This window comes from Methylobacillus methanolivorans (genome assembly GCF_044751345.1).
Taxonomy (GTDB): domain Bacteria; phylum Pseudomonadota; class Gammaproteobacteria; order Burkholderiales; family Methylophilaceae; genus Methylobacillus; species Methylobacillus methanolivorans.
The window spans coordinates 618,133-637,816 of record NZ_JBIWXY010000001.1 but is presented as its reverse complement, the minus strand read 5'-3'; the positions used below and the strand labels follow the sequence as shown (position 1 = coordinate 637,816).

At 52.4% G+C, this 19,684-nt stretch carries 16 protein-coding genes; 7 read left to right on the top strand and 9 right to left on the bottom strand.

Annotated features, from left to right (window positions below):
* Positions 1–53 precede the first annotated feature (53 nt).
* The 6 genes from ACIKP9_RS02935 to glgC all read right to left on the bottom strand — a co-directional run bounded on the left by ACIKP9_RS02935 (position 54) and on the right by glgC (position 7,752).
* A complete protein-coding gene (locus ACIKP9_RS02935; protein ID WP_400879084.1) occupies positions 54–1,028 on the bottom strand; it encodes a FecR domain-containing protein in 975 nt (324 codons plus the stop codon).
* A gap of 3 nt (positions 1,029–1,031) precedes the next feature.
* On the bottom strand, positions 1,032–1,544 hold the full coding sequence (locus ACIKP9_RS02930; RefSeq protein ID WP_400879081.1) for a sigma-70 family RNA polymerase sigma factor: 513 nt from the start codon (positions 1,542–1,544) through the stop codon (positions 1,032–1,034).
* Between the two features lie 98 nt (positions 1,545–1,642).
* Positions 1,643–2,563 carry an ROK family protein gene (locus tag ACIKP9_RS02925; RefSeq protein ID WP_400879078.1) on the bottom strand — a complete coding sequence of 307 codons (921 nt, stop codon included), beginning with the start codon at positions 2,561–2,563 and terminating at the stop codon, positions 1,643–1,645.
* Between the two features lie 46 nt (positions 2,564–2,609).
* Positions 2,610–4,631 (bottom strand): alpha-amylase/4-alpha-glucanotransferase domain-containing protein, encoded by a 2,022-nt coding sequence (locus ACIKP9_RS02920; protein WP_400879075.1) that lies wholly within the window; start codon positions 4,629–4,631, stop codon positions 2,610–2,612.
* A gap of 22 nt (positions 4,632–4,653) precedes the next feature.
* Positions 4,654–6,396, bottom strand: a complete 1,743-nt coding sequence (locus ACIKP9_RS02915) for a glycoside hydrolase (protein WP_400879072.1) — start codon at positions 6,394–6,396, stop codon at positions 4,654–4,656.
* A gap of 72 nt (positions 6,397–6,468) precedes the next feature.
* Complete coding sequence (gene glgC / locus ACIKP9_RS02910; protein ID WP_400879069.1) at positions 6,469–7,752, bottom strand: glucose-1-phosphate adenylyltransferase; 1,284 nt, start codon at positions 7,750–7,752, stop codon at positions 6,469–6,471.
* Between the two features lie 201 nt (positions 7,753–7,953).
* On the opposite strand from glgC, the gene glgB reads away from it, so the two are divergent.
* Together glgB and ACIKP9_RS02900 are read left to right on the top strand one after the other, a co-directional pair.
* On the top strand, positions 7,954–10,131 hold the full coding sequence (gene glgB, locus ACIKP9_RS02905; protein WP_400879066.1) for a 1,4-alpha-glucan branching protein GlgB: 2,178 nt from the start codon (positions 7,954–7,956) through the stop codon (positions 10,129–10,131).
* Between the two features lie 208 nt (positions 10,132–10,339).
* Positions 10,340–10,678 (top strand): hypothetical protein, encoded by a 339-nt coding sequence (locus ACIKP9_RS02900; RefSeq protein WP_400879063.1) that lies wholly within the window; start codon positions 10,340–10,342, stop codon positions 10,676–10,678.
* Here the strand turns inward: ACIKP9_RS02900 and ACIKP9_RS02895 are convergent.
* Positions 10,657–11,271: a LysE family translocator gene (locus ACIKP9_RS02895; RefSeq protein ID WP_400879060.1), complete on the bottom strand. Its 615-nt coding sequence runs from the start codon at positions 11,269–11,271 to the stop codon at positions 10,657–10,659. The two genes, ACIKP9_RS02900 and ACIKP9_RS02895, sit on opposite strands and share 22 nt — an antisense overlap.
* Before the next feature lie 133 nt (positions 11,272–11,404).
* Here ACIKP9_RS02895 and ACIKP9_RS02890 point away from each other — a divergent pair, with 133 nt between their 5' ends.
* Complete coding sequence (locus tag ACIKP9_RS02890) at positions 11,405–12,193, top strand: lipopolysaccharide kinase InaA family protein (RefSeq protein WP_400879058.1); 789 nt, start codon at positions 11,405–11,407, stop codon at positions 12,191–12,193.
* A 124-nt stretch (positions 12,194–12,317) separates the two neighbouring features.
* Here ACIKP9_RS02890 and ACIKP9_RS02885 read toward each other — a convergent pair whose 3' ends face one another.
* The gene (locus tag ACIKP9_RS02885) at positions 12,318–12,446 is read right to left on the bottom strand and encodes a hypothetical protein (protein ID WP_400879056.1); all 129 of its coding nucleotides are present in this window, start codon (positions 12,444–12,446) and stop codon (positions 12,318–12,320) included.
* On the opposite strand from ACIKP9_RS02885, the gene ACIKP9_RS02880 reads away from it, so the two are divergent.
* Complete coding sequence (locus ACIKP9_RS02880; protein ID WP_400879053.1) at positions 12,445–13,014, top strand: manganese efflux pump MntP; 570 nt, start codon at positions 12,445–12,447, stop codon at positions 13,012–13,014. The two genes, ACIKP9_RS02885 and ACIKP9_RS02880, sit on opposite strands and share 2 nt — an antisense overlap.
* Here ACIKP9_RS02880 and ACIKP9_RS02875 read toward each other — a convergent pair.
* Positions 13,011–13,643: a TetR family transcriptional regulator gene (locus ACIKP9_RS02875; RefSeq protein ID WP_400879051.1), complete on the bottom strand. Its 633-nt coding sequence runs from the start codon at positions 13,641–13,643 to the stop codon at positions 13,011–13,013. The two genes, ACIKP9_RS02880 and ACIKP9_RS02875, sit on opposite strands and share 4 nt — an antisense overlap.
* Positions 13,644–13,793: 150 nt before the next feature.
* On the opposite strand from ACIKP9_RS02875, the gene ACIKP9_RS02870 reads away from it, so the two are divergent.
* From ACIKP9_RS02870 to ACIKP9_RS02860, 3 genes are read left to right on the top strand one after another with little or no spacing between them, the layout of a single operon-like run.
* Positions 13,794–14,948, top strand: a complete 1,155-nt coding sequence (locus tag ACIKP9_RS02870) for a MexX/AxyX family multidrug efflux RND transporter periplasmic adaptor subunit (RefSeq protein ID WP_400879048.1) — start codon at positions 13,794–13,796, stop codon at positions 14,946–14,948.
* Positions 14,949–14,971: 23 nt separating this feature from the next.
* Positions 14,972–18,085, top strand: a complete 3,114-nt coding sequence (locus ACIKP9_RS02865) for a multidrug efflux RND transporter permease subunit (protein ID WP_400879046.1) — start codon at positions 14,972–14,974, stop codon at positions 18,083–18,085.
* Positions 18,082–19,491 (top strand): efflux transporter outer membrane subunit, encoded by a 1,410-nt coding sequence (locus tag ACIKP9_RS02860; protein WP_400879043.1) that lies wholly within the window; start codon positions 18,082–18,084, stop codon positions 19,489–19,491. Before ACIKP9_RS02865 ends, ACIKP9_RS02860 begins: the two co-directional genes overlap by 4 nt.
* Positions 19,492–19,684: the final 193 nt, after the last annotated feature.

The following is a 19,684-nucleotide window of genomic DNA, read 5'->3' as shown; positions in this document are numbered from 1 at the left end:
CTACAGTCCGCTGCAAAAAATATTTTGCAGCTATGGTAAGTAGCTACTGATAATTAACGTACGCGATCAAGCAGGGTCCGGTAGAACCAAGAGCGCTTGATCTCCAAGCCTAGCGTATCTGCCACGGCATCTAGCGCTTTGTCGATATCATGAACAGGGAATACACCAGAAATACGCAGCTCGGCCACCTCTGCTGCGCATCGTATCGTGCCATGGCGATAACGCTCCAACTCTTGCAGCAATAAGCTCAGCTTCATATTGCGCGCCACGATAACTCCATTGATCCAGGCTAAACTATCGCGGCTGGCTTCCAGCAAAGAGCCAAGCTGTTGCCGACTAAAGACCAATGAGTAGCCGGCCTGTACGATACGCTTCACCCCCGCTGCCGCCACCTCAACCGCTCCATCAAAGACACTGACCAGTATGCCATTCTCATGATCGCGCACCAGGAAGCGTGTTCCTAATGCGCGTATCTGGCCATGGCTGGTTTCGACAATAAAATTGCGCTGGGCAAATGCCTGCTGATGGCCTGTCGTCAAGAGGATTTCCCCTTGATAGAAGCGGAATAGTCGCACGCTGGCATCATAATCAACGTCCAAAGCGCTGGCAGTATTGAGGTGAATGTCTGTGGCATCCATCAATGCCACATGCCTGCTTTCACCAACAGCGGTTGTATAATCCGCCAACATCGGGCGCCATGGTAGCTTCTGGTACCCCAAGCCCAATAACCCTGCGCTGCCTCCTACCAACACTGCCAATTTGAGCACTTGCCTGCGTTGCAGCATGTTATTCATGCGCTGGCTTATACGCCTTTCATCATGCAAGGTAGCTCTGGCCAGTGGAGGAGGAATCTGCCTTACCTGCTGATCAAGTTGACCAAGGCGATCCCAGGCAAGCTGGTGTTGTGGGTGCGCCTCTTGCCAACGCTCGCAGGCCTCGTAATCCTCCGGGCTAGCTTGGCCAGATTGCAAGATCACCATCCAGCGGATGGCTTCTTCTATCACCTGTGGAGAGGGAGTAGCTTGCATCAATCAGGTGGGGAAAGCAGCGGCATAACAAGCACCATATGCCCGTATCATGTATTGCTGCACTGAGCTGACAGAAACATCTAGCTGCTCTGCAATTTCGCCATAGCTCAGGCCATCAATACGAGAGAGCAAAAAAGCCTGGCGCACCTTGCTAGGCAACTGAGCCAGCATGCTATCGACCGCCACCACAGCTTCCATCGCCAGGGCCTGGGCTTCTGGCGATGGCACAACGGCCTCTGGCAATTGACTCAAGGCCTCTTGAAATGCCTGCTCCAGTGCTGATTTGCGGAAATAATCAATCACCAACCCCTTGGCTACTACGGTCAACAAGGCCTTGGCTTCATCAATATAGAGCCGTTCACGCGCGGTCAAGAGGCGGGTGAAGGTATCTTGAGCCAAGTCAGCCGCATGATGCGGGCAGCCAAGATGGCGATACAGCCACTGCACTAACCAGCGATGATGCTCTGTATAGAGCTGGCTGATGGCGCACAGACTCAAGGCCTGCGGATTTTTCATAGATGGGGATAGTTAAAAAATGCGAATTATTATTATTCTAAGGTAGTTTCTATTTGTAAGATAGAGCGAACGCTATCTTGGACGAAGGTATGTTGCGATCAGTGATTGACTAAATGCGCCGCTCCAATAATGCCCGCCTGATCACTGCTATTGGATACCCGGACATCAATCTTGTCCCGCAGTACGGGAATGGAGTCCTCATGCAACTGCCGGAACAATGCTGGCGAGAAATATGACCATGCCTGGCTCATCCCGCCCCCGATCAGCACTACCTCTGGGTCCAGTATTTTTGCCAGGTGGGCAATAGCCAAACCCAGATGCCGACCTGCAAGCGCATAGGCATCAAGTGCCGCGCTACCCCCCTGTGCTGCCCGCTCTGCAATATCCTGTGCAGAAAGGCTTTCTCCTGTCGCCTGGTGATAGCTCTGGGAAACACCAGGAGCTGCAGCATATTGCTCCAGGCACCCATGATTACCGCAACCACAGAGGCGCCCCTTGGGCTCAGTAATCAAGTGACCGACTTCCATGGCAATACCATGATCGCCAGGATAAGGTTTTGCGGCATGAATAAACCCGCCACCAACCCCTGTCCCCAGGCCAATATAGACCATACTGCGCGGAGCCTGTGGTAATAGCAGGAACTCCCCAAACGCCGCTACCAGGGCATCATTCTCCATAGCAACCGGCAAGCCGATCAATCGCGAGAGCTCTCCTGCAATATCAACATGGCGCAAGCCGGGCAAATTGGGAGATTGCACGACATGCCCAGCCACAGGGTCAATAAAGCCGGGAAAACCCATGCCGATGCCATTCACGTCAGGATACTGTTTCATTGCCTGCTGTAATGCCGATAGGCTGATCCTGAGAATTTCCTGCAACGCAATCGCCGGGGCATGCTGCTTGCAAATGGATGAAAAGTCAGCAGGAAACCGCTGTTCATGAATGACTTTTTTATCTTGCACCACACCCACCCTGAGATTGGTGCCACCAATATCTACGCCTAGGGTTAACTTTGCCATAAAGCCTTAGTTATATATAAACTATTAAATTAATAACAAACAACAATTAATTGTTTTTAATAAATTTTAATTCCACATTTATACCATTAACTAACTGCTCATGCTGCCATTCCAACACGATGGTCACGGCTTGCATGATTTTTTCAAACCCGGCTTCAGATTGAGAAACGGAAAAATGTGGATAGCTGAAATAATTCGCCGGAGCGCTACTTTGCAGGTGCAAGGTACCACCCAATACATCGTCATCCAGAAATAACTCCTGCCAGTCGTCTTGACTCAAAGCTTGCCCAAAGCCACCCAGAATTTCCTGCCCCTGGCGGAAGCGCCCGGCAGGGCCATCGCAACTAGGCATGGCAAGATTGATCTCAACACGCAGCCTGCCTGAAACCTGCATACCCTCTTGTAGGTGATAGCGGACTTGCAATGTCTCTTGTTCAAGCTTGTATTGCTTGTACAAAATGGGAGCAGAGCCATCAGGCAAATGTCCGACAAAGCGAATGGCTGCTGCATTTTCGCGTTGATATCGCAGCGGAATATTAGCGCCTTGATCCAGCCAGCTATCATGGAACAAGGCCTTGCGATAGACATCGATCTCAAGATCGCCAGGCAGGATTTCATGCTTGGAACCCATTTGCTCATGAGGGTTGGCAATCCCCTCACCTTGCTGGTGATGTTCTGGCGCAGCGTGAATCTTGCGATGGTAATGCTCTGCCTGCCGCGTCAGCGTATCACCAAAATTATGATGTAATGTGTAGCTATCAAGCTCAACGATTGCAGCGGCATCATCCAGCTTAATCACTGCTTGCACTATCCCGTTCTGCATCAACAGCTCATCGTATCCATCAATATCAATGTCCACGACCTCTGTTGCCGCACGCTTATCCACTTGGTCTAGCAAGCCTTCCAGCCTGATGATGGCATGATAAACCGCACGACGTAAGTGAGGCAGGTAAAGGCCACCAAACAAACCGTGCCAGTAGGCATCATTAGCCTGGGCTTCGTACAGCAGCTTCAGCATCTCGACAGTATGTTGGCTAGGCTTCAGGCTATGATATCGCTTGGATAACCCCAACATACGCTTATGCATCCAGTTAGACTCTGGATAGCGCATAAGGAAATTGCGCCAGATGCCGCCACGCACGAATGGCTTGGTCACTTCATATCGTTGGTGCTCCCGTTCCTGGGCAACCAAGTCCGCATAATGGTGCGCAGCAGGCACCGGCAATGTCCACTCATTCATCTCGATATAAGAGGTGGTGGGCAAATACACAATGCCTTTTGTCCGCGCACACTGGTGGTAGTCGGCATAGCGCATGGGCTTGATCACGTCTGAATTCAGCACCCCTTCTATGAATTGGCGCAACCAGCCACGCTCATATACCCACTGATAAGTCTCAGGCCAGATACCGAACTTCTCGATATCGTCAAAGTACACCGCAGCCGCCTGGCCATCTTCACTTGCCAGGCTTTCAAGATAAGCCACCACTTCATCCGCAGGTGAGAATGGCAAGCGGTAACGCAATGCCTCTGAGATAGGGAACAGGTCGATATGGCGGCCATCTTCCTCTGTCGTATAAAAACCATTCAATACACCAGCGTCTTTGCCTGCACACATGAAGTGGTAATCATCAACCGTTACATATTCAATGCCACCCTCTGCCAGGGCAGGCACTACGCTTGACTCCCAGACACGCTCCGTCAACCATGCGCCCTGTGGCGCTTGCCCCAGCTGGCTCTTGAGGAAGCGCGAAAGAACATTGATCTGCCCTACTCTATCCTGAACGGGAATGGAGGCCAGTACTGGTTCAGTGAAACCAGCGCCAAACAGCTCGGCCTGCCCACGCTCCACCATTGCTCGCAATAAGGCCATATCCTCAGGGAAATGCTCCAGCATATATTCCAGCAACCAGCCACTGATGTGGATAGCAAAATGAAACGCCGGATACTCATGCAAAACCCTGATAAACGGCCCGTAACAGCGGGCATGCGCATCTTCTAACACGCTCTCGAAATTACCCACTGGCTGGTGGGCATGCACACCAAGTAGCAATGCAATGGTTCTAGCCAATTCCTGCTCCTGTTTGATGAGATTAAGTGGTGGATTCCGCAGCTTGACCACGGCGCATGGTGCCCGCATTGGCAGCGGTGGAATCTGTGGCACCGCTACTGATGGCCAATCCTAGATTGCCAGGGGCTGGATGCTTGAGCAGGCTGTAAAGATTGGCAAGATTTTGACGGAATAATTGATCAAAACTACTCACACTCAAGGCCGAGTTGTAATCCCCCAGCCACCAAAACCAATCAGAACCCTCACAAATCGCTAACTGCCTGCTTGCCGCCTGTATTTCCTTCTCCGTCAACAATCCTTGCTGAATGACGATATCAAATACCTCCTTGGCCGCACAAAGCAAATCCCAGCCCCGGTTCTTATCAGCACTACCGATCCAGGTGCTAAAGCTGCCATACACCCAACTACCTGCAGCCACAGCTGGCAACTCCCCTAGTGGCAAGCTGCCATGCAGGGAGCGCTCAGCCAACTCGCTAGGCGTCAACATGACGATATGTTCATGTTGGCTCAATGCGGTATAAAGCTGGCTCAGGAAGTAATAGCCGTTGTAGGGATAATATTCCCAAGCATTTTCACCATCGAGAATCACGCTGACCACGGGCGATTGTTCACCATTATTCTGGGCATAGATCGCTTCCAGGCTGCCAATAAAATCGGCGACGGCATTATCCGCATGCTGGTTGGCATACTCGAACCCAATCTTGTCCGACAAGTGATCATCACGGAAAAAACAAAGAATCTGATGCTCAGCATTGCCCACCCGATAAGGCTTGTAGAGGTATTCGTGTCGCGGCGGCAACTCACTGCGATCAAATGATTTATACAAACTATTCGCCAATACGCCTTCACCTGTTGCCGCCCAGCTCACACCGTGTTCAGCCAGCAGCAACAAAGCATCGTGTGACACTGCACCTTCCGCTGGCCACATGCCATTGGCTGGTTTGCCGAAGCGGCGCTGGTGCGAAACCTGCGCCTCTTCGATATGCAGGCGTGCGCGCTGCTTGCCGTGCGGGTAATGCTGATAATGCGGCAATGGCGCATAGGGCATGGCATCGCGCGTAGAACGAAAATCCAGCAGCAAAGGCAGGATGGGATGGTAATGCGGTGTCGTGGAAATCTCGATCTGCCCTGCGGACTCTAGCGCCCGGTAACGGGGAATCAGGTCTCGCATCAGTGTGGCAATCAACTTGAACAAGGTTTGCCTATCTTCTGGCGTGAACTGGCTCCCCTTGTTCATGAGCGCCTGCACTTCGGGACTGTTACGCCGCACGCTTTCGCCGGTCCATGCCAGGTGATACCAGACCAGCAAATCAGCCATATATTGGCCTGAGAGATAATTGAACATGCTCTTGCCATGTGGCTCGAGCTTGACGTACATATTGTAGAGGCACTGATAATGCTCGAAGGGTGCGAGCATTTTTTCATGATGCCCCTTGAAGCAGCTATGCAGGATCAGGCAACGCTCATCCTGCGTCAGCGACTTCATGTCATCCTTGGCAAGCAGCGCCAGCAATGGGTCGCGGATATTGCCACTGTCAAACTGCTCGACGTAATCTTCCAGTTGATCCAGCAGCACTGGCACAAAGTTGAAGCTGACCCGCGCACCTGGATTGCTTTCCAGATGGTAGGCCATATCCGTGTAATCCTTGATGGCGTGCAGATATGTCCAAGGCAGCACATATTCACCGCTGGTAATGTCGCGGTAATCCGGCTGGTGCATGTGCCAATACAGATTGAGGTACAGCTTTGGAAGCGATGCAGTCATATCACCCTTTACTTGTTGTTACTTGTAAATAAAGTCTTGATCATGCTGCCCGATCTGCGCCGGGTTTAAGAGTCAACGAAAATGGTGCAGGCTTTGCCCCAACATATCGGGCGTGACCAACACTACACCCTCCTCCGTGACGTGAAAACGCTTGCGGTCCAGCTCCAGGTTAATACCGATCTCCATGCCATCGGGGATACGTGCACCGTTATCTACCACCACGCGCCGTAATGTCACATGTCGCCCCACATCGACCTTGGGCAAGATCACCGAATGCTCGATGCTGCTGTAGCTATTTACCCTGACATCCGAAAACAGCACAGAGTTTCTGATACTCGCGCCACTCACGATGCAACCGCCTGAAATCAGCGAGTCCGTCGCCTGCCCACGGCGCTCTTCATTATCAAAAACGAACTTGGCAGGCGGCAATTGCTCCTGATAAGTCCAGATCGGCCATTGCCGGTCATACAGATTGAGCTCAGGGACGACTTTGGTCAGCTCCATGTTTGCTTCCCAATAAGCATCTACCGTACCAACATCGCGCCAGTAATAGTTGCCATCCGCTGCACCGACGCAGCTATCCGTGAATCGATGGGCAAACACACGGTATTTCTTGATCAGGTAAGGAATGATGTCATGACCAAAATCATGGGATGACTTTGGATCATCGGCATCACGGATCAGTTGCTCGTAGAGGAAAGCGGCATTGAATACATAAATACCCATGCTGGCTAAGGCATGTTCTGGATCATCAGGCAAACCGTCAGGGTTGGCAGGCTTTTCCTTGAAATCCACGACCCTGTCATGTTCATCTACCCCCATGACACCAAAGGCGCTCGCCTCCTTCAGGGGCACATTGATGCAGGCTACCGTCATATCTGCCTTGTTGCGCACGTGGGCCGCCAGCATCTGGCCGTAATCCATCTTGTAAATATGATCGCCAGCAAGGATCAGGACGAATTCCGCACTGGTCTGTCGCAAGATGTCCAGGTTCTGGAATACTGCATCTGCCGTGCCTTTATACCACTCCTCCTGGATGCGCTGCTGGGCTGGCAATAGCTCGACAAATTCGTTGAACTCGCCACGCAAGAAACCCCAGCCGCGCTGGATATGCTGGATCAGTGTATGCGCCTTGTACTGCGTCACCACGCCAATGCGTCGAATGCCGGAATTGATGCAGTTGGACAAAGGAAAATCAATGATGCGGAACTTGCCGCCAAATGGTACGGCTGGTTTGGCGGTCCAGTTAGTCAGGTCCCTGAGACGACTGCCTTTACCGCCAGCGAGGATGAGCGCGACCGTGTTCTTGGTCAAAGTGCTCACAAAACGAGAAGAACTCAATTCATGCTGCTGCATTTTTGCCCCTCCTGATTTATAGTTTGGACATACGTTGTAACAACAGGGTGCGAACCGGGCCTATTCGCATTGATCTATTTCAGCTTCTGTAGAACCATTATAGGCACGAAGCCTCTTACTAAGCTATAGGCAAATGACTGGAAAAGCGCTTCCCAGCTAGCGCTTAGGAAACTTACCATCTCTGCAGAGTACTGGAATCCCATGTTGACCAAAACCAAGCACGACCCTCAGCTTAGCCACATACTCAATGCGCGGCACCATGATCCGTTTGCATATCTTGGGCTGCATCAAGTCCAAAATCAGTATGTCCTGCGCGTATTCCAGCCATTTGCAGAAAAAATATGGCTACAAACTACATCAGGCTGGGAACCGCTGAAGCTTAGTCATGATGCAGGGCTATTTGAATGGAAAAATAGCACCCCACCGCCTGTGCCTTGCCGTATCAAGCTGGAGGAGCAAGGACATCAATGGGAAACGCATGACCCCTATTCATTCTGGACTGCCTTATCACCAGATGAGTTATACCTGTTCGGCGAAGGCCGCCTGAAACAGGCTTACCGTACCTTTGGCGCACACTTGTGTGAGCAACAAGGTGTCAATGGCGTGAGGTTCGTGGTCTGGGCACCAAGTGCAGAACGCGTCAGCGTCATCGGCAACTTCAACCATTGGGATGGCCGTATCCACCAGATGCGCGTCCATGGCAGCAGTGGCGTCTGGGAACTCTTCATTCCCGGGCTTACCAGCAGCGACCTCTATAAATTCGAGATACGCAATCGCCATAGCGGGCAGGTGCTGACCAAGACCGACCCTTATGGCTTCAGCTTTGAGGCACGCCCAGGCACGGCGGCAAAAATCACTGGCAATGGCCAACACACCTGGCAGGATGCACAGTGGCTTCAGCAACGTGCACAGGCCGATTGGTTGCATGCCCCTTTCAACTGCTATGAAGTGCATCTTGGCTCATGGCGTCGCAATCATGAAGGCGGATTCCTGAGCTATCGTGAACTTGCCCATGAGTTGGTGCCTTATATTCAGGAAATGGGCTATACGCACATTGAGCTATTGCCAGTTTCCGAGCACCCTCTCAACGAATCATGGGGTTATCAAACAACCGGGTATTTTGCCGCGACTAATCGCTTCGGTAGCCCAGATGACCTGCGTTACTTCATCGACCACTGCCATCAGGCCGGGATAGGCGTCATCCTGGATTGGGTTCCTGGGCACTTCCCCAAGGACGATTGGGCCTTGGCACGTTTTGATGGCTCAGCCTTGTTTGAACATGAAGACCCACGGCTAGGTGAACATCAGGATTGGGGCACCTACATCTTCAATTATGGTCGCAATGAGGTGCGTAATTTCTTGCTGGCGAGTGCGCATTACTGGCTCTCAGAATTCCACATTGACGGCCTGCGCGTGGATGCAGTCGCCTCCATGCTTTATCTCGACTATTCGCGCAAGGCTGGCGAATGGCTGCCTAATCGACATGGTGGGCGTGAAAACCTGGAGGCCATTGATTTCCTCAAACAGCTCAACATCATGGTGCACGAGGATTTCCCAGGAGCACTGACCATTGCCGAGGAGTCCACCTCCTGGCCTATGATTTCACGTCCGGTTTATCTTGGGGGGCTGGGATTTTCCATGAAGTGGAATATGGGCTGGATGAACGATACCCTGGCTTATATCGCGCATGACCCCATTCACCGTCGCTATTATCACGACAAACTCACCTTTGGCCAGCTGTATGCCTATAGCGAGAACTTTGTCCTGCCGTTCTCGCATGATGAAGTCGTACATGGCAAGCGATCGCTGCTGGATAAAATGCCTGGCGATGCGTGGCAGAAGTTTGCTAACTTGCGCCTGCTCATGACTTACCAAATGACCATGTCCGGCAAAAAGCTCAATTTCATGGGCAATGAACTGGCACAAGGGCGAGAATGGAACGTCAACAGCAGCCTGGATTGGCAACTGCTAGATCTGCACTGGCACCAAGGTGTGCAACACTTGAACCGGGACTTATCCCACCTCTATCGCCAATTGCCTGCACTGCATGAACTCGACTTTGATCCTCACGGCTTTGAATGGATAGATTGCAACGACAGCGACCAATCCATCCTCACCTATTTGCGTCGCGGCAGGGATGGCAGCATCGTGCTGGTGCTACTTAACTTCACCCCGGTATTGCGAAGCGGTTACCGGATTGGCGTACCTTACGCTGGGCATTATCAGGAAATCTTCAATAGCGATGCCGGATGTTATGGCGGCAGTAACCAAGGCAACGGCGAGGGCTTGCAAACCGAGCCACAAGCCTGGATGGATCACCAGCAATCGTTATTGGTCACACTCCCGCCTCTAGGAGGCATCATCATTCAACCGACGTAAACTTGATACCATCGACACACCTCATCGATTAGCCGTTAACACTGATAAAAAGATAATAGAGTTGATTTAGCCACGCTAAATATCTCGCTTGGCTATCCCCGTAGATCGGGCTGAAGTGATATATTCACGCATTGCCATTTACCTCCCTTCCCCCCCGATGAGTGAGCTCAGAGCCCTGGCCAGGCGATATGTTTATTCAAGCTTCTTTATGCTGCTTGTTGGCTACATTTTCCCGATCATTGCCTTCTTGATGACGGATATTCTTGATGATCCCTATGTGTTTTTCATTGCATTGGGGTTCATGGTGCTATGCACGGCTATCGCCATGTGTCTCAACTTCATCACGGATCGCTACATCTTTGATATCAAGACCGTGAAAAAAGAAGATGGGAGCCAGTTCAGGCAGCGCTTTCTGCAACGCCATCACCACCTGCTACGCCTGCACCAGACAGTGGATTGCCTGAGCATCCTGAATTTACTGCTCAGCCCAGTCATGTTCTATTACGTGTCATATCTTCATGGTGCTCATGTCGTTAATATCGGGTAAATAGACGCCAGCAACAGTAAAGCGATGGCCACGTTGAACATACGCATTCTCAGCGGATCATTGAGCAGCTTGCGCAACATCACCCCAAACCCAGCCCAAGCCCCCACACAAGGCGCTCCCACCAAGGTAAACACTGCGCTTAATATCGCTACATCCAGCATGGTTGAGGGATGTGGCAGATAAGCTGCCAGTGCTGCCAACGCCATTACCCACGCTTTTGGGTTAACCCATTGAAATGCCGCCGCTTGCAGAAAGCTGAATGGCTTTCCTAATGTTTGCGCTTCACCTCGCAGGCCATGAATGGGAGCTTTTGCAATATTGAATGCCAACCAGCATAGATAAGCGGCACCAACGTACTTCATGACTATCTGCACAAAAGGATAGCGCGCAAACAAGCCTTGGGCTCCCATCCCAACGACAAACAGCATGACAAAAAATCCACTGCTGATGCCTAGCAGGTGCGGCATTGATCGTCGCCATCCATAGTTGAGCCCGGATGACATCATCATCAAGTTATTCGGCCCTGGGGTAATGGATGACACAAAGGAAAACATGACCAAGCCCAAAAGCAGCTCTACCGAAAAATGAGACATCAAAAATTCACCTAGCCTAGATAACTGTTGTATTTATACCAACACCGTTGCGTTTTACACAAAAAAACCTCATCACCCAGCACTCCGTTAACACTGATTAACGACATTATTAAGTAGCATGAATGAATCTTTGATGACATTGATTTCACTGAAGCCATTTATGCCCTATCGCAAACTACCCACTATGCCTGAGCTCGACTTTGATAGCCTTTGGAACCATACAGCAGATTGGTTCGAGACGCCTAATCAACACCGCCAGGGATGGAGTGGCGTCAGCCGTATCATGTTCAAGGCTGTGGATGAGAGCAGGCCTTTGTATGGGTTTCTCAAGCGCCAGCACAACTTCATGCGCAAAACATGGCGTCACCCATGGAGTGGCATTTCGACATTTCATTGCGAATACCAGAATCTACTGCAACTTTCCAAACGCGGAGTTCCCGTCCCAGCGCCACTTTTCTTCTCGGAAAAAAAGGAAGGCGATGACGTCAATGCCGTGCTACTGACCGCCGAATTGGTTGGCTTTATCCCATTGGATCAACTCGCTCCGAACATTTTCAAGCCTGGCATCAATGTCTCAAGGCAACGTAAACTCACTGCCTCAGTTGCCACAACCATCATGAAACTGCATCATGCGCGCTTTCAGCATCGTGCACTTTACCCCAAGCACATTTTCGTCAAGGAAATGCCAGATGGTCATTTCGAAAGCGTTCTGATTGATTTGGAAAAAGCACGTATCAGGCTACTGCCTGTACTACGCACCCTACAAGACTTGGCCACACTTAACAGAGACCTCATGCACCTGAGCCGCACTACACGGCTCTATTTTCTCAAGCAGTATTATGGTGCCAGCAAGCTAAGCTCACCGATGAAGTGGATAGCCAAGCATATCCATGCTCGCTCTGAACGCAAGAAAAAAGCTTAATCCTCATCCTGCCAGCCCCTCCACAAGCTACGGCACTTCAACATGAGATAGCGCCGCAGGAATTTTATGAGTAAAATGCGCACATCTTTTAGGGAGTAGCCTGCTTCTTTCCGAAGCGCCCGTATCAACATAATCGACGTTTGTCGTGGTGCGGGTAGCCATTCTGGTTGGCGAGACTAATGGAGGCTAGTACGTTCAGGTTGGGCGTCCTGGTCACCATTTGACTATGCCCAACCTCACGTACTGAATCCATGAATACTATTTCTACCTTGTTTTTGGCATTGGCCATGTCGGCCGATGCTTTTGCTGCGGCTATTGGCAAAGGTGCTATGCTGCAACGCCCCCGGTTGCTGGAAGCTTTGCGCACCGGCTTGATTTTCGGTGTCATTGAAGCTATCACCCCACTGGTGGGCTGGAGCTTGGGCCGGTTTGCGGCTGATTATGTGACCGCCTGGGATCACTGGATTGCCTTCAGCATCCTTTCCATATTGGGCTTGCGCATGATCTGGCTAGGTTTGCGACCAGATGAAGAGGCTGTGGAAAAGCCTCAAAGTCATTCTTTTATCCTCTTAGCCGCCACTGCGCTGGGTACCAGTATTGACGCCATGAGCGTTGGTGCCAGCCTGGCGTTTCTTGACGTTGATATTATTCCGGTGGCATTCGCCATTGGCCTGGTGACTTGCCTGATGGTCAGTATTGGCGTCATGCTGGGCCGCATGCTGGGCGCGGCCTCCAAACATACCGTAGAAATCATCGGCGGCCTGATCTTGGTTGCTATTGGCAGCCTGATCTTATACAAGCATTTATCTGGTGCTGGCTAAGCTTTTTTGGCCAGTAATTCAGGCGCAGTAGTGAAAGCGGCAAATCCGGCACGATACAAAGCCTCTGCGATCTCCCAGCGATCCTGCTTGACACGGTTAACCCAAAACAACGTGCTGTAGATGCCATCAAACAGCGAGAAGAGATAGAGCGTAGCAAGATGGATATCAATATCTGCGGGCAAGTCTCCTTGCGACATGGCCTCCCGTATCATCACTTCTATTCCTTCCCTTGACTGACGCTCCCAGTCATCGCGGATATCCAGCAGGGGCTTGTTGTCTTCGTTGCAGTCACACTGCATATACAGTATCTGCAATACACGCTGCACTGGCCCCGGTTCGCCACAGAGCTTGAGGAAGTACATTCCCTCTTGATGCAAAGCCTCAAGCGCCGATAATGCTGGGTCGCGCTCCGGGGGGACAGCCAATGTCAATGCGCGTTGACACATCTCGGTAGCGAGGTCGATCTTGTTATCAAAATGACCATACACCGCTCCGCGCGAGATACCAGCTGCATCCGCAATATCCGACATCGTCGCATAACTAATACCGCGTCGCAGGATCACCTGCTCAGCAGCATCAAGGATCGCTGAGCGCGTACGCAGTGAGTCTTCCTTAGTTTTCCTAGCCACAGCAACTCCGTTATTACCCTACTCATGATCTGGATATCATAACAAAAAATTAATTAATCAGTCATGATTGATTATGTTATAGTGCAAAAAAATCAGCTGTTAAATCAATTCCAGCTAACATTCCAACTTAACACCTCATTGAGCAAGCTTATGTCATCACCATTGTTTGGGCGTCAAACCACCTGGCTATGTGCGTCAGTTATTCTTGGTCTATCAGCATGCAGCCAGGAGCAACAGCAGGCAGAGAATGCTGCCCCTCCTGAAGTCGAAGTGCATATGGCAGAGATGACAACCAGCCCTATTGAGATATCCGTACCCGGTCGCCTGGAAGCCTATCGGCAGGCAGAGGTGCGGGCACGTGTCGCTGGCATCGTCACCGAGCGCCTCTACCAGGAAGGCCAGGAGGTCAAGAAAGGTACGCCTTTATTCCTGATCAACCCCGAGTTATTAACAGCAGCGCGTGACCAGGCCGCTGGCACTTTGGCCAGTGCAGAGGCCAATCACCGTAATGCGCTCGACAAGTTGGAGCGCTACCGTGACCTTGCCAGTGATCACTCCGTCAGTGAGCGCGATTACCAGGCCGCAGTCTCGGAAGAGTTGCAAGCCAAGGCACAAGTGCTGACTGCCAAGGCACAGCTAGACAAGGCCAAGCTGGACCTGGGGTATGCCAAGGTCACTTCCCCGATTGATGGTCGCACCCGCCGCGCCATGGTGACGGAAGGTGCCTTGGTCGGGCTGGACTCCCCCACTCCGCTGACAACGGTAGAGCAGATTGACCCGATCTACGTCAACTTCTCACAACCAGCTAGCGAGGTCATGGCGCTACAGCGTGCCATCAAGAGCGGCAAGATGAAAGGCGTTGCACGCGACAGCATCGCGGTAAAGCTAGTCTTCCCGGATGGGTCTGAATATGCCCATGCAGGCAAGCTTTTCTTCTCCGACATTGCTGTGGATAGCAGCACAGATACTGTGGCCATGCGCGCCCTGTTCAGCAACCCTGACCGCGAGCTGCTACCGGGTGGTTATGTACAAGTGCAATTAAAACAGGCAGAAAACCCTGCCACGGTGCTGGTGCCGCGTGATGCGTTGATACGGACTGCGGAATCCAGTAGCGTCATGATTGCTGACGAACAAGACCAAGTACAAGCGTTACCCGTCACGGCCCCGACCATGCTCAATGGCCAATGGGTAATCACCAGCGGCCTCAAGGGCGGTGAACGCATCATTGTCACCAACCCGGCCATGATGGCCCCAGGCACCAAGGTCAAAGTGCTTGAGGCTAGCTCAAGCGGCACACAGCCTTAATGATTTTTTGAACTGAGAATTCCATGGCTCGATTTTTTATTGAACGCCCGGTCTTTGCCTGGGTCATCTCCCTGCTGATTATTCTCGCGGGCCTGTTGGCGATTCGTGGCCTGCCGGTCGCGCAGTATCCTGATATTGCCCCACCAGTAGTCAATATCTCTGCAAGCTATCCTGGTGCCTCTGCCAAAGTAATCGAGGAGTCGGTCACTGCGATTATTGAGCGCGAGATGAATGGCGCACCACGGCTGATGTATATCTCGGCGACCAGTAGCCCGGGAACCGCCTCACTCAGCCTGACTTTCCGTCAGGGCACCAATCCAGACCTTGCCGCAGTGGAAGTGCAAAACCGCCTGAAAACCGTCGAAGCCCGCTTGCCTGAAGTTGTCCGCCGCAATGGTATCTTCATCGAAAAATCTGCAGACAGCATTCAGTTGATTGTATCCCTGACTTCGGAAGGCAATCGCTTGAGTGAGATTGAGCTTGGCGAATTGGCATCCGCCAATGTGCTACAGGCACTGCGCCGGGTTGAGGGCGTGGGTAAAGTGCAATTATGGAGCCCGGAATACGCCATGCGTATATGGCCTGACCCAGCCAAGCTCACGGCGATGAACCTGACCGCTTCAGATGTTGCATCCGCCATTCGTGCGCAAAATGCCCGCGTCACAGTCGGCGATCTCGGCAATCGTGCTGTGCCTGAGCACGCCCCCATCAGTGCCAACGTCATTGCCGACAACGCCCTGACCACCCCCGAGGATTTCGAGAATATCCCTTTGCGTAGCAAGGCCGATGGCTCTGCCATCTTGCTCAAGGACGTCGCACATGTGGAATTTGGCGGTAGCGACTACTCCTTCGTCTCGCGCGTCAATGGCAACAATGCAGCCGGCATGGCGGTCAAGATGGCACCTGGTTCCAATGCCGTGGCCACGGTCAAGCGTATCCGTGCCACCATGGATGAGCTGGTACGCTATTTACCCGCAGGCGTGGATTACCAGATCCCCTACGACACCTCTGCCTTCGTTGAAATTTCTATTGAGAAAGTTGTCAGCACTTTGGTCGAGGCCGTGGTACTGGTATTTCTCGTCATGTTCCTCTTCATGCAAAACCTGCGTGCCACCTTGATCCCTACCATCGTGGTGCCGATTGCACTCCTGGGCACATTTGCCGTGATGTTTGCGGCTGGCTTTTCCATCAATGTGCTGACCATGTTTGGCATGGTGCTGGCGATTGGTATCGTCGTGGACGATGCCATTGTCGTGGTGGAAAACGTCGAGCGCATCATGGCGGAGGAAGGCCTCTCGCCCTTTGAGGCGACCAAGAAAGCCATGAAGCAGATCAGTGGGGCGATTATCGGCATTACCGTCGTGCTGGTCTCTGTTTTCCTGCCCATGGCCTTCTTTAGCGGCGCAGTGGGTAATATCTATCGCCAGTTTTCCATGTCGTTGGCAGTGTCGATTGCCTTTTCGGCTTTCCTGGCACTCTCGTTGACTCCCGCACTATGCGCCACCCTGCTCAAGCCGATTACGCAGGATCACCATGAAAAACGTGGGTTCTTTGGCTGGTTTAACCGTAGTTTTGCTGCATTGACAGGGCGTTACCAGAAGCGTGTTTCCAGCATCATCAAGCGCCCGCTGCGCTGGCTGCTTGTCTATGGCACCATCATCGCCGTGGTCGCCTTTATGTTCTTACGCCTGCCCACCGCCTTCTTGCCTGATGAAGACCAAGGCGACTTCATGATTACGGTGTTGCTGCCTGCGGGTGCCACCATGCATGAAACCATGGGCACGCTGTCAGAAATTGCTGCTTACCTCAATGAGCATGAACCGGTGAAATATGTGTATGAAGTGGGTGGTTTCAGCTTCTATGGCACAGGCTCCAATAGTGGCATGCTGTTCGCCACCCTCAAGGACTGGAAAGAACGCAAAAGTGCAGATCAACACGTCAAGGCCATCGTTGACCGTGTCAATATGCAGTTCATGGGGCTGAAGAACACGATGGTATTTGCCATTAATACGCCTCCCCTGCCCGAGCTTGGCTCATCTAATGGCTTTGACCTGCGCTTGCAGGATCGCGGATCAGCAGGCTATCAGGCATTCCTGGCGGCCAAGGATCAACTCATGGCTAAAGGCATGAAAAACCCTGTACTCACCAACCTCATGTTCGCGGGCTTGCCCGAGGCAGCGCTGGTCAGCCTGGATATAGACCGCCGCAAAGCGGCGACTTTGGGTGTGAGCATGGATGAAATTAACTCCACCCTGGCGGCAATGTTTGGCTCTGACTATATCGGTGACTTCATGCACGGCAACCAGGTACGCCGCGTCATCATGCAGGCAGATGGCAAGGATAGACTGGAGCTTGAGGATATCCGCAAGCTCAGGGTGCGCAATAGCAATGGCGACCTTGCGCCACTAGCCTCTTTCGTCAAGATGGAGTGGATTTCAGGCCCACCTCAGCTCACGCGCTACAACGGCTATCCATCATTCACCATCAATGGCAGCGCCGCCCCAGGCTATAGCAGTGGCGAGGCCATGCAAGCGATCGAGCACATTGCACGTAGCCTGCCTCGCACCATCGGCTATGACTGGTCCGGTCAATCGCTGGAAGAACGCAGCTCTGGCGCCCAGGCCCCGATACTGTTCGGTCTGTCTGTGCTTATCGTCTTCCTCGCGCTCGCTGCCCTATATGAAAGCTGGCTGATTCCGCTGGCGGTCATCCTCGTGGTGCCACTAGGTGTACTGGGTGCCTTGCTGGGCGTGACACTACGCGAAATGCCCAACGATATTTACTTCAAGGTCGGCCTGATTGCCACCATTGGCCTCTCCGCCAAAAATGCGATCCTGATTGTCGAAGTCGCCAAGGATCTTTATGCCGACGGTATGAGCTTGTTTGATGCCACGCTGGAAGCAGCACGGCTGCGGCTACGCCCGATTGTGATGACCTCGCTGGCATTTGGCGTCGGCGTATTGCCGCTGGCCATCGCCACAGGGGCCGCATCCGGCGCGCAATCCGCGATCGGCACCAGCGTGCTGGGCGGCATCATCACCGCAACTTTGCTCGCCATTTTCCTTGTTCCCTTGTTCTTTGCCGTGATTGGCCGCTACATCAAGCGTCCGCGGCACCATGTGCAGGATCCAGCATGAATACTGCGTTAAACACCCGCTTGAATACGCCTCTAAAGCCGCTCGTGCTCGCCATCAGCCTAATGCTGGGAGCATGCTCGCTCAACCCGCCATACCAGCGGCCAGAAGCGCCTATTCCCACCGAATACCCCGCTGCAGGCACTGAAACCCACGCACAACCCGCAAGTTGGCAGGAATATTTTACCGATCCGGCATTACAGCAGCTGATCAATACCGCGCTCGCCAATAACCGCGACTTACGCCTGACGGCCCTGCGGATTGAAGAAGCCCGTGCGCAATATGGCATCCAGCGTGCTGACCGCTTGCCCACCATTGAGGCTACGAGCAGTTACGATCGTAGCAAGACAATTTTTGCACAAGGGCAAACCTTTGACGTCAATCTCTATCGCGTTGGCGTCGGCATCAGCGGCTTTGAGCTGGACTTCTTTGGCCGGGTCAAAAGCCTGACGACAGGGCTGCTGGAAGAATACTTAGCCACACAAGAAGCACAACAAACCGCTCGCACCAGCCTGATCGCCGAAGTCGCCGCATCCTATGTCAATGTGCGTGCGCTAGCGGAAAGATTAAAGCTTGCCAAGGATACCGAGCAAGCTCGCAACCTGGCCTACTCGCGTATCCTGCGTCGTCAGCAAGCAGGCCTGGACAATGCCATGGACCTCAAGACCGCGGAAATGCAGTTGGAAACAGCCCAGGCCAGCATTGCTGCCTTGCAGCGCGAATATGCACAAGCCCTCAATGCATTGCAGCTACTGGTTGGCAAACCTGGCCTAGTAGTAGCCGTGCCGCAGGAACAATTGGATAGGCTGGCATTCAGCCCCTTGCCCACTGGTTTGCCATCCACCTTGCTGGAAAGGCGGCCAGACATTCGCGCCGCCGAGCATAGACTGAAAGCTGCCAATGCCAACATCGGCGCAGCGCGTGCCGCATTTTTCCCGCGTATCCAGCTCACTACCAATGTTGGGCTGGTCAATGAGCACCTGAGCAGCCTATTTTCCGGCAGCAGTGACAAGGCCTGGTCGTTTAGTCCTCAGCTTACCTTGCCGATCTTCAATCATGGTCGTAACCAGGCAAACCTTGATCTTGCACGCGTACGCAAGGAAATCACCATAGTCGAATACGAGAAAGCCATCCAGAGTGCCTTCAGCGAGGTCTCCGATGTATTGCTCAGCCGTGAACAGATCGAGATACAAATTGCCGCGCAAACCCGCATCACCAATGCTGATCGCGAGCGCCTGAGATTAGCGTTGCGCCGTTACGACAAAGGTGTTGCCAACTACCTGGAGCTGCTGGATGCCCAACGTAGCCTGTTTGACTCCGAACAACAACTGGTCCAGCTCAAGCAACTCTCGCTGACCAACAGCATCAATCTGTTCAAGGTGCTCGGCGGAGAATGGCAAGCATCTTGATTGATACCATTGCAGTGAACAGTGCCAGAGCCATGAACTGCTGGCTAGCCAGCATGGATTACTCACCATGCTTTTCCAGAGGCAATAAATTACTTCACATTTTAAATACAACTAATTGATATAAAACAAAATTAGTAACAGGCATATTAAATGCCTATACACCCTGTAGTGCGGTTTGATCTGGCGACTTACC

What these genes read in the sequence shown, in the direction of transcription:
- ACIKP9_RS02880 (WP_400879053.1), top strand. Translation starts at nt 12,445, where the DNA reads ATGAATACTATTTCTACCTTGTTTTTGGCATTGGCCATGTCGGCCGAT.
- glgB (WP_400879066.1), top strand. Translation starts at nt 7,954, where the DNA reads ATGTTGACCAAAACCAAGCACGACCCTCAGCTTAGCCACATACTCAAT.
- ACIKP9_RS02915 (WP_400879072.1), bottom strand. Translation starts at nt 6,396, where the DNA reads ATGACTGCATCGCTTCCAAAGCTGTACCTCAATCTGTATTGGCACATG.
- ACIKP9_RS02870 (WP_400879048.1), top strand. Translation starts at nt 13,794, where the DNA reads ATGTCATCACCATTGTTTGGGCGTCAAACCACCTGGCTATGTGCGTCA.
- ACIKP9_RS02900 (WP_400879063.1), top strand. Translation starts at nt 10,340, where the DNA reads ATGCTGCTTGTTGGCTACATTTTCCCGATCATTGCCTTCTTGATGACG.
- ACIKP9_RS02885 (WP_400879056.1), bottom strand. Translation starts at nt 12,446, where the DNA reads ATGGATTCAGTACGTGAGGTTGGGCATAGTCAAATGGTGACCAGGACG.
- ACIKP9_RS02890 (WP_400879058.1), top strand. Translation starts at nt 11,405, where the DNA reads ATGACATTGATTTCACTGAAGCCATTTATGCCCTATCGCAAACTACCC.
- glgC (WP_400879069.1), bottom strand. Translation starts at nt 7,752, where the DNA reads ATGCAGCAGCATGAATTGAGTTCTTCTCGTTTTGTGAGCACTTTGACC.
- ACIKP9_RS02895 (WP_400879060.1), bottom strand. Translation starts at nt 11,271, where the DNA reads ATGTCTCATTTTTCGGTAGAGCTGCTTTTGGGCTTGGTCATGTTTTCC.
- ACIKP9_RS02935 (WP_400879084.1), bottom strand. Translation starts at nt 1,028, where the DNA reads ATGCAAGCTACTCCCTCTCCACAGGTGATAGAAGAAGCCATCCGCTGG.
- ACIKP9_RS02925 (WP_400879078.1), bottom strand. Translation starts at nt 2,563, where the DNA reads ATGGCAAAGTTAACCCTAGGCGTAGATATTGGTGGCACCAATCTCAGG.
- ACIKP9_RS02865 (WP_400879046.1), top strand. Translation starts at nt 14,972, where the DNA reads ATGGCTCGATTTTTTATTGAACGCCCGGTCTTTGCCTGGGTCATCTCC.
- ACIKP9_RS02860 (WP_400879043.1), top strand. Translation starts at nt 18,082, where the DNA reads ATGAATACTGCGTTAAACACCCGCTTGAATACGCCTCTAAAGCCGCTC.
- ACIKP9_RS02930 (WP_400879081.1), bottom strand. Translation starts at nt 1,544, where the DNA reads ATGAAAAATCCGCAGGCCTTGAGTCTGTGCGCCATCAGCCAGCTCTAT.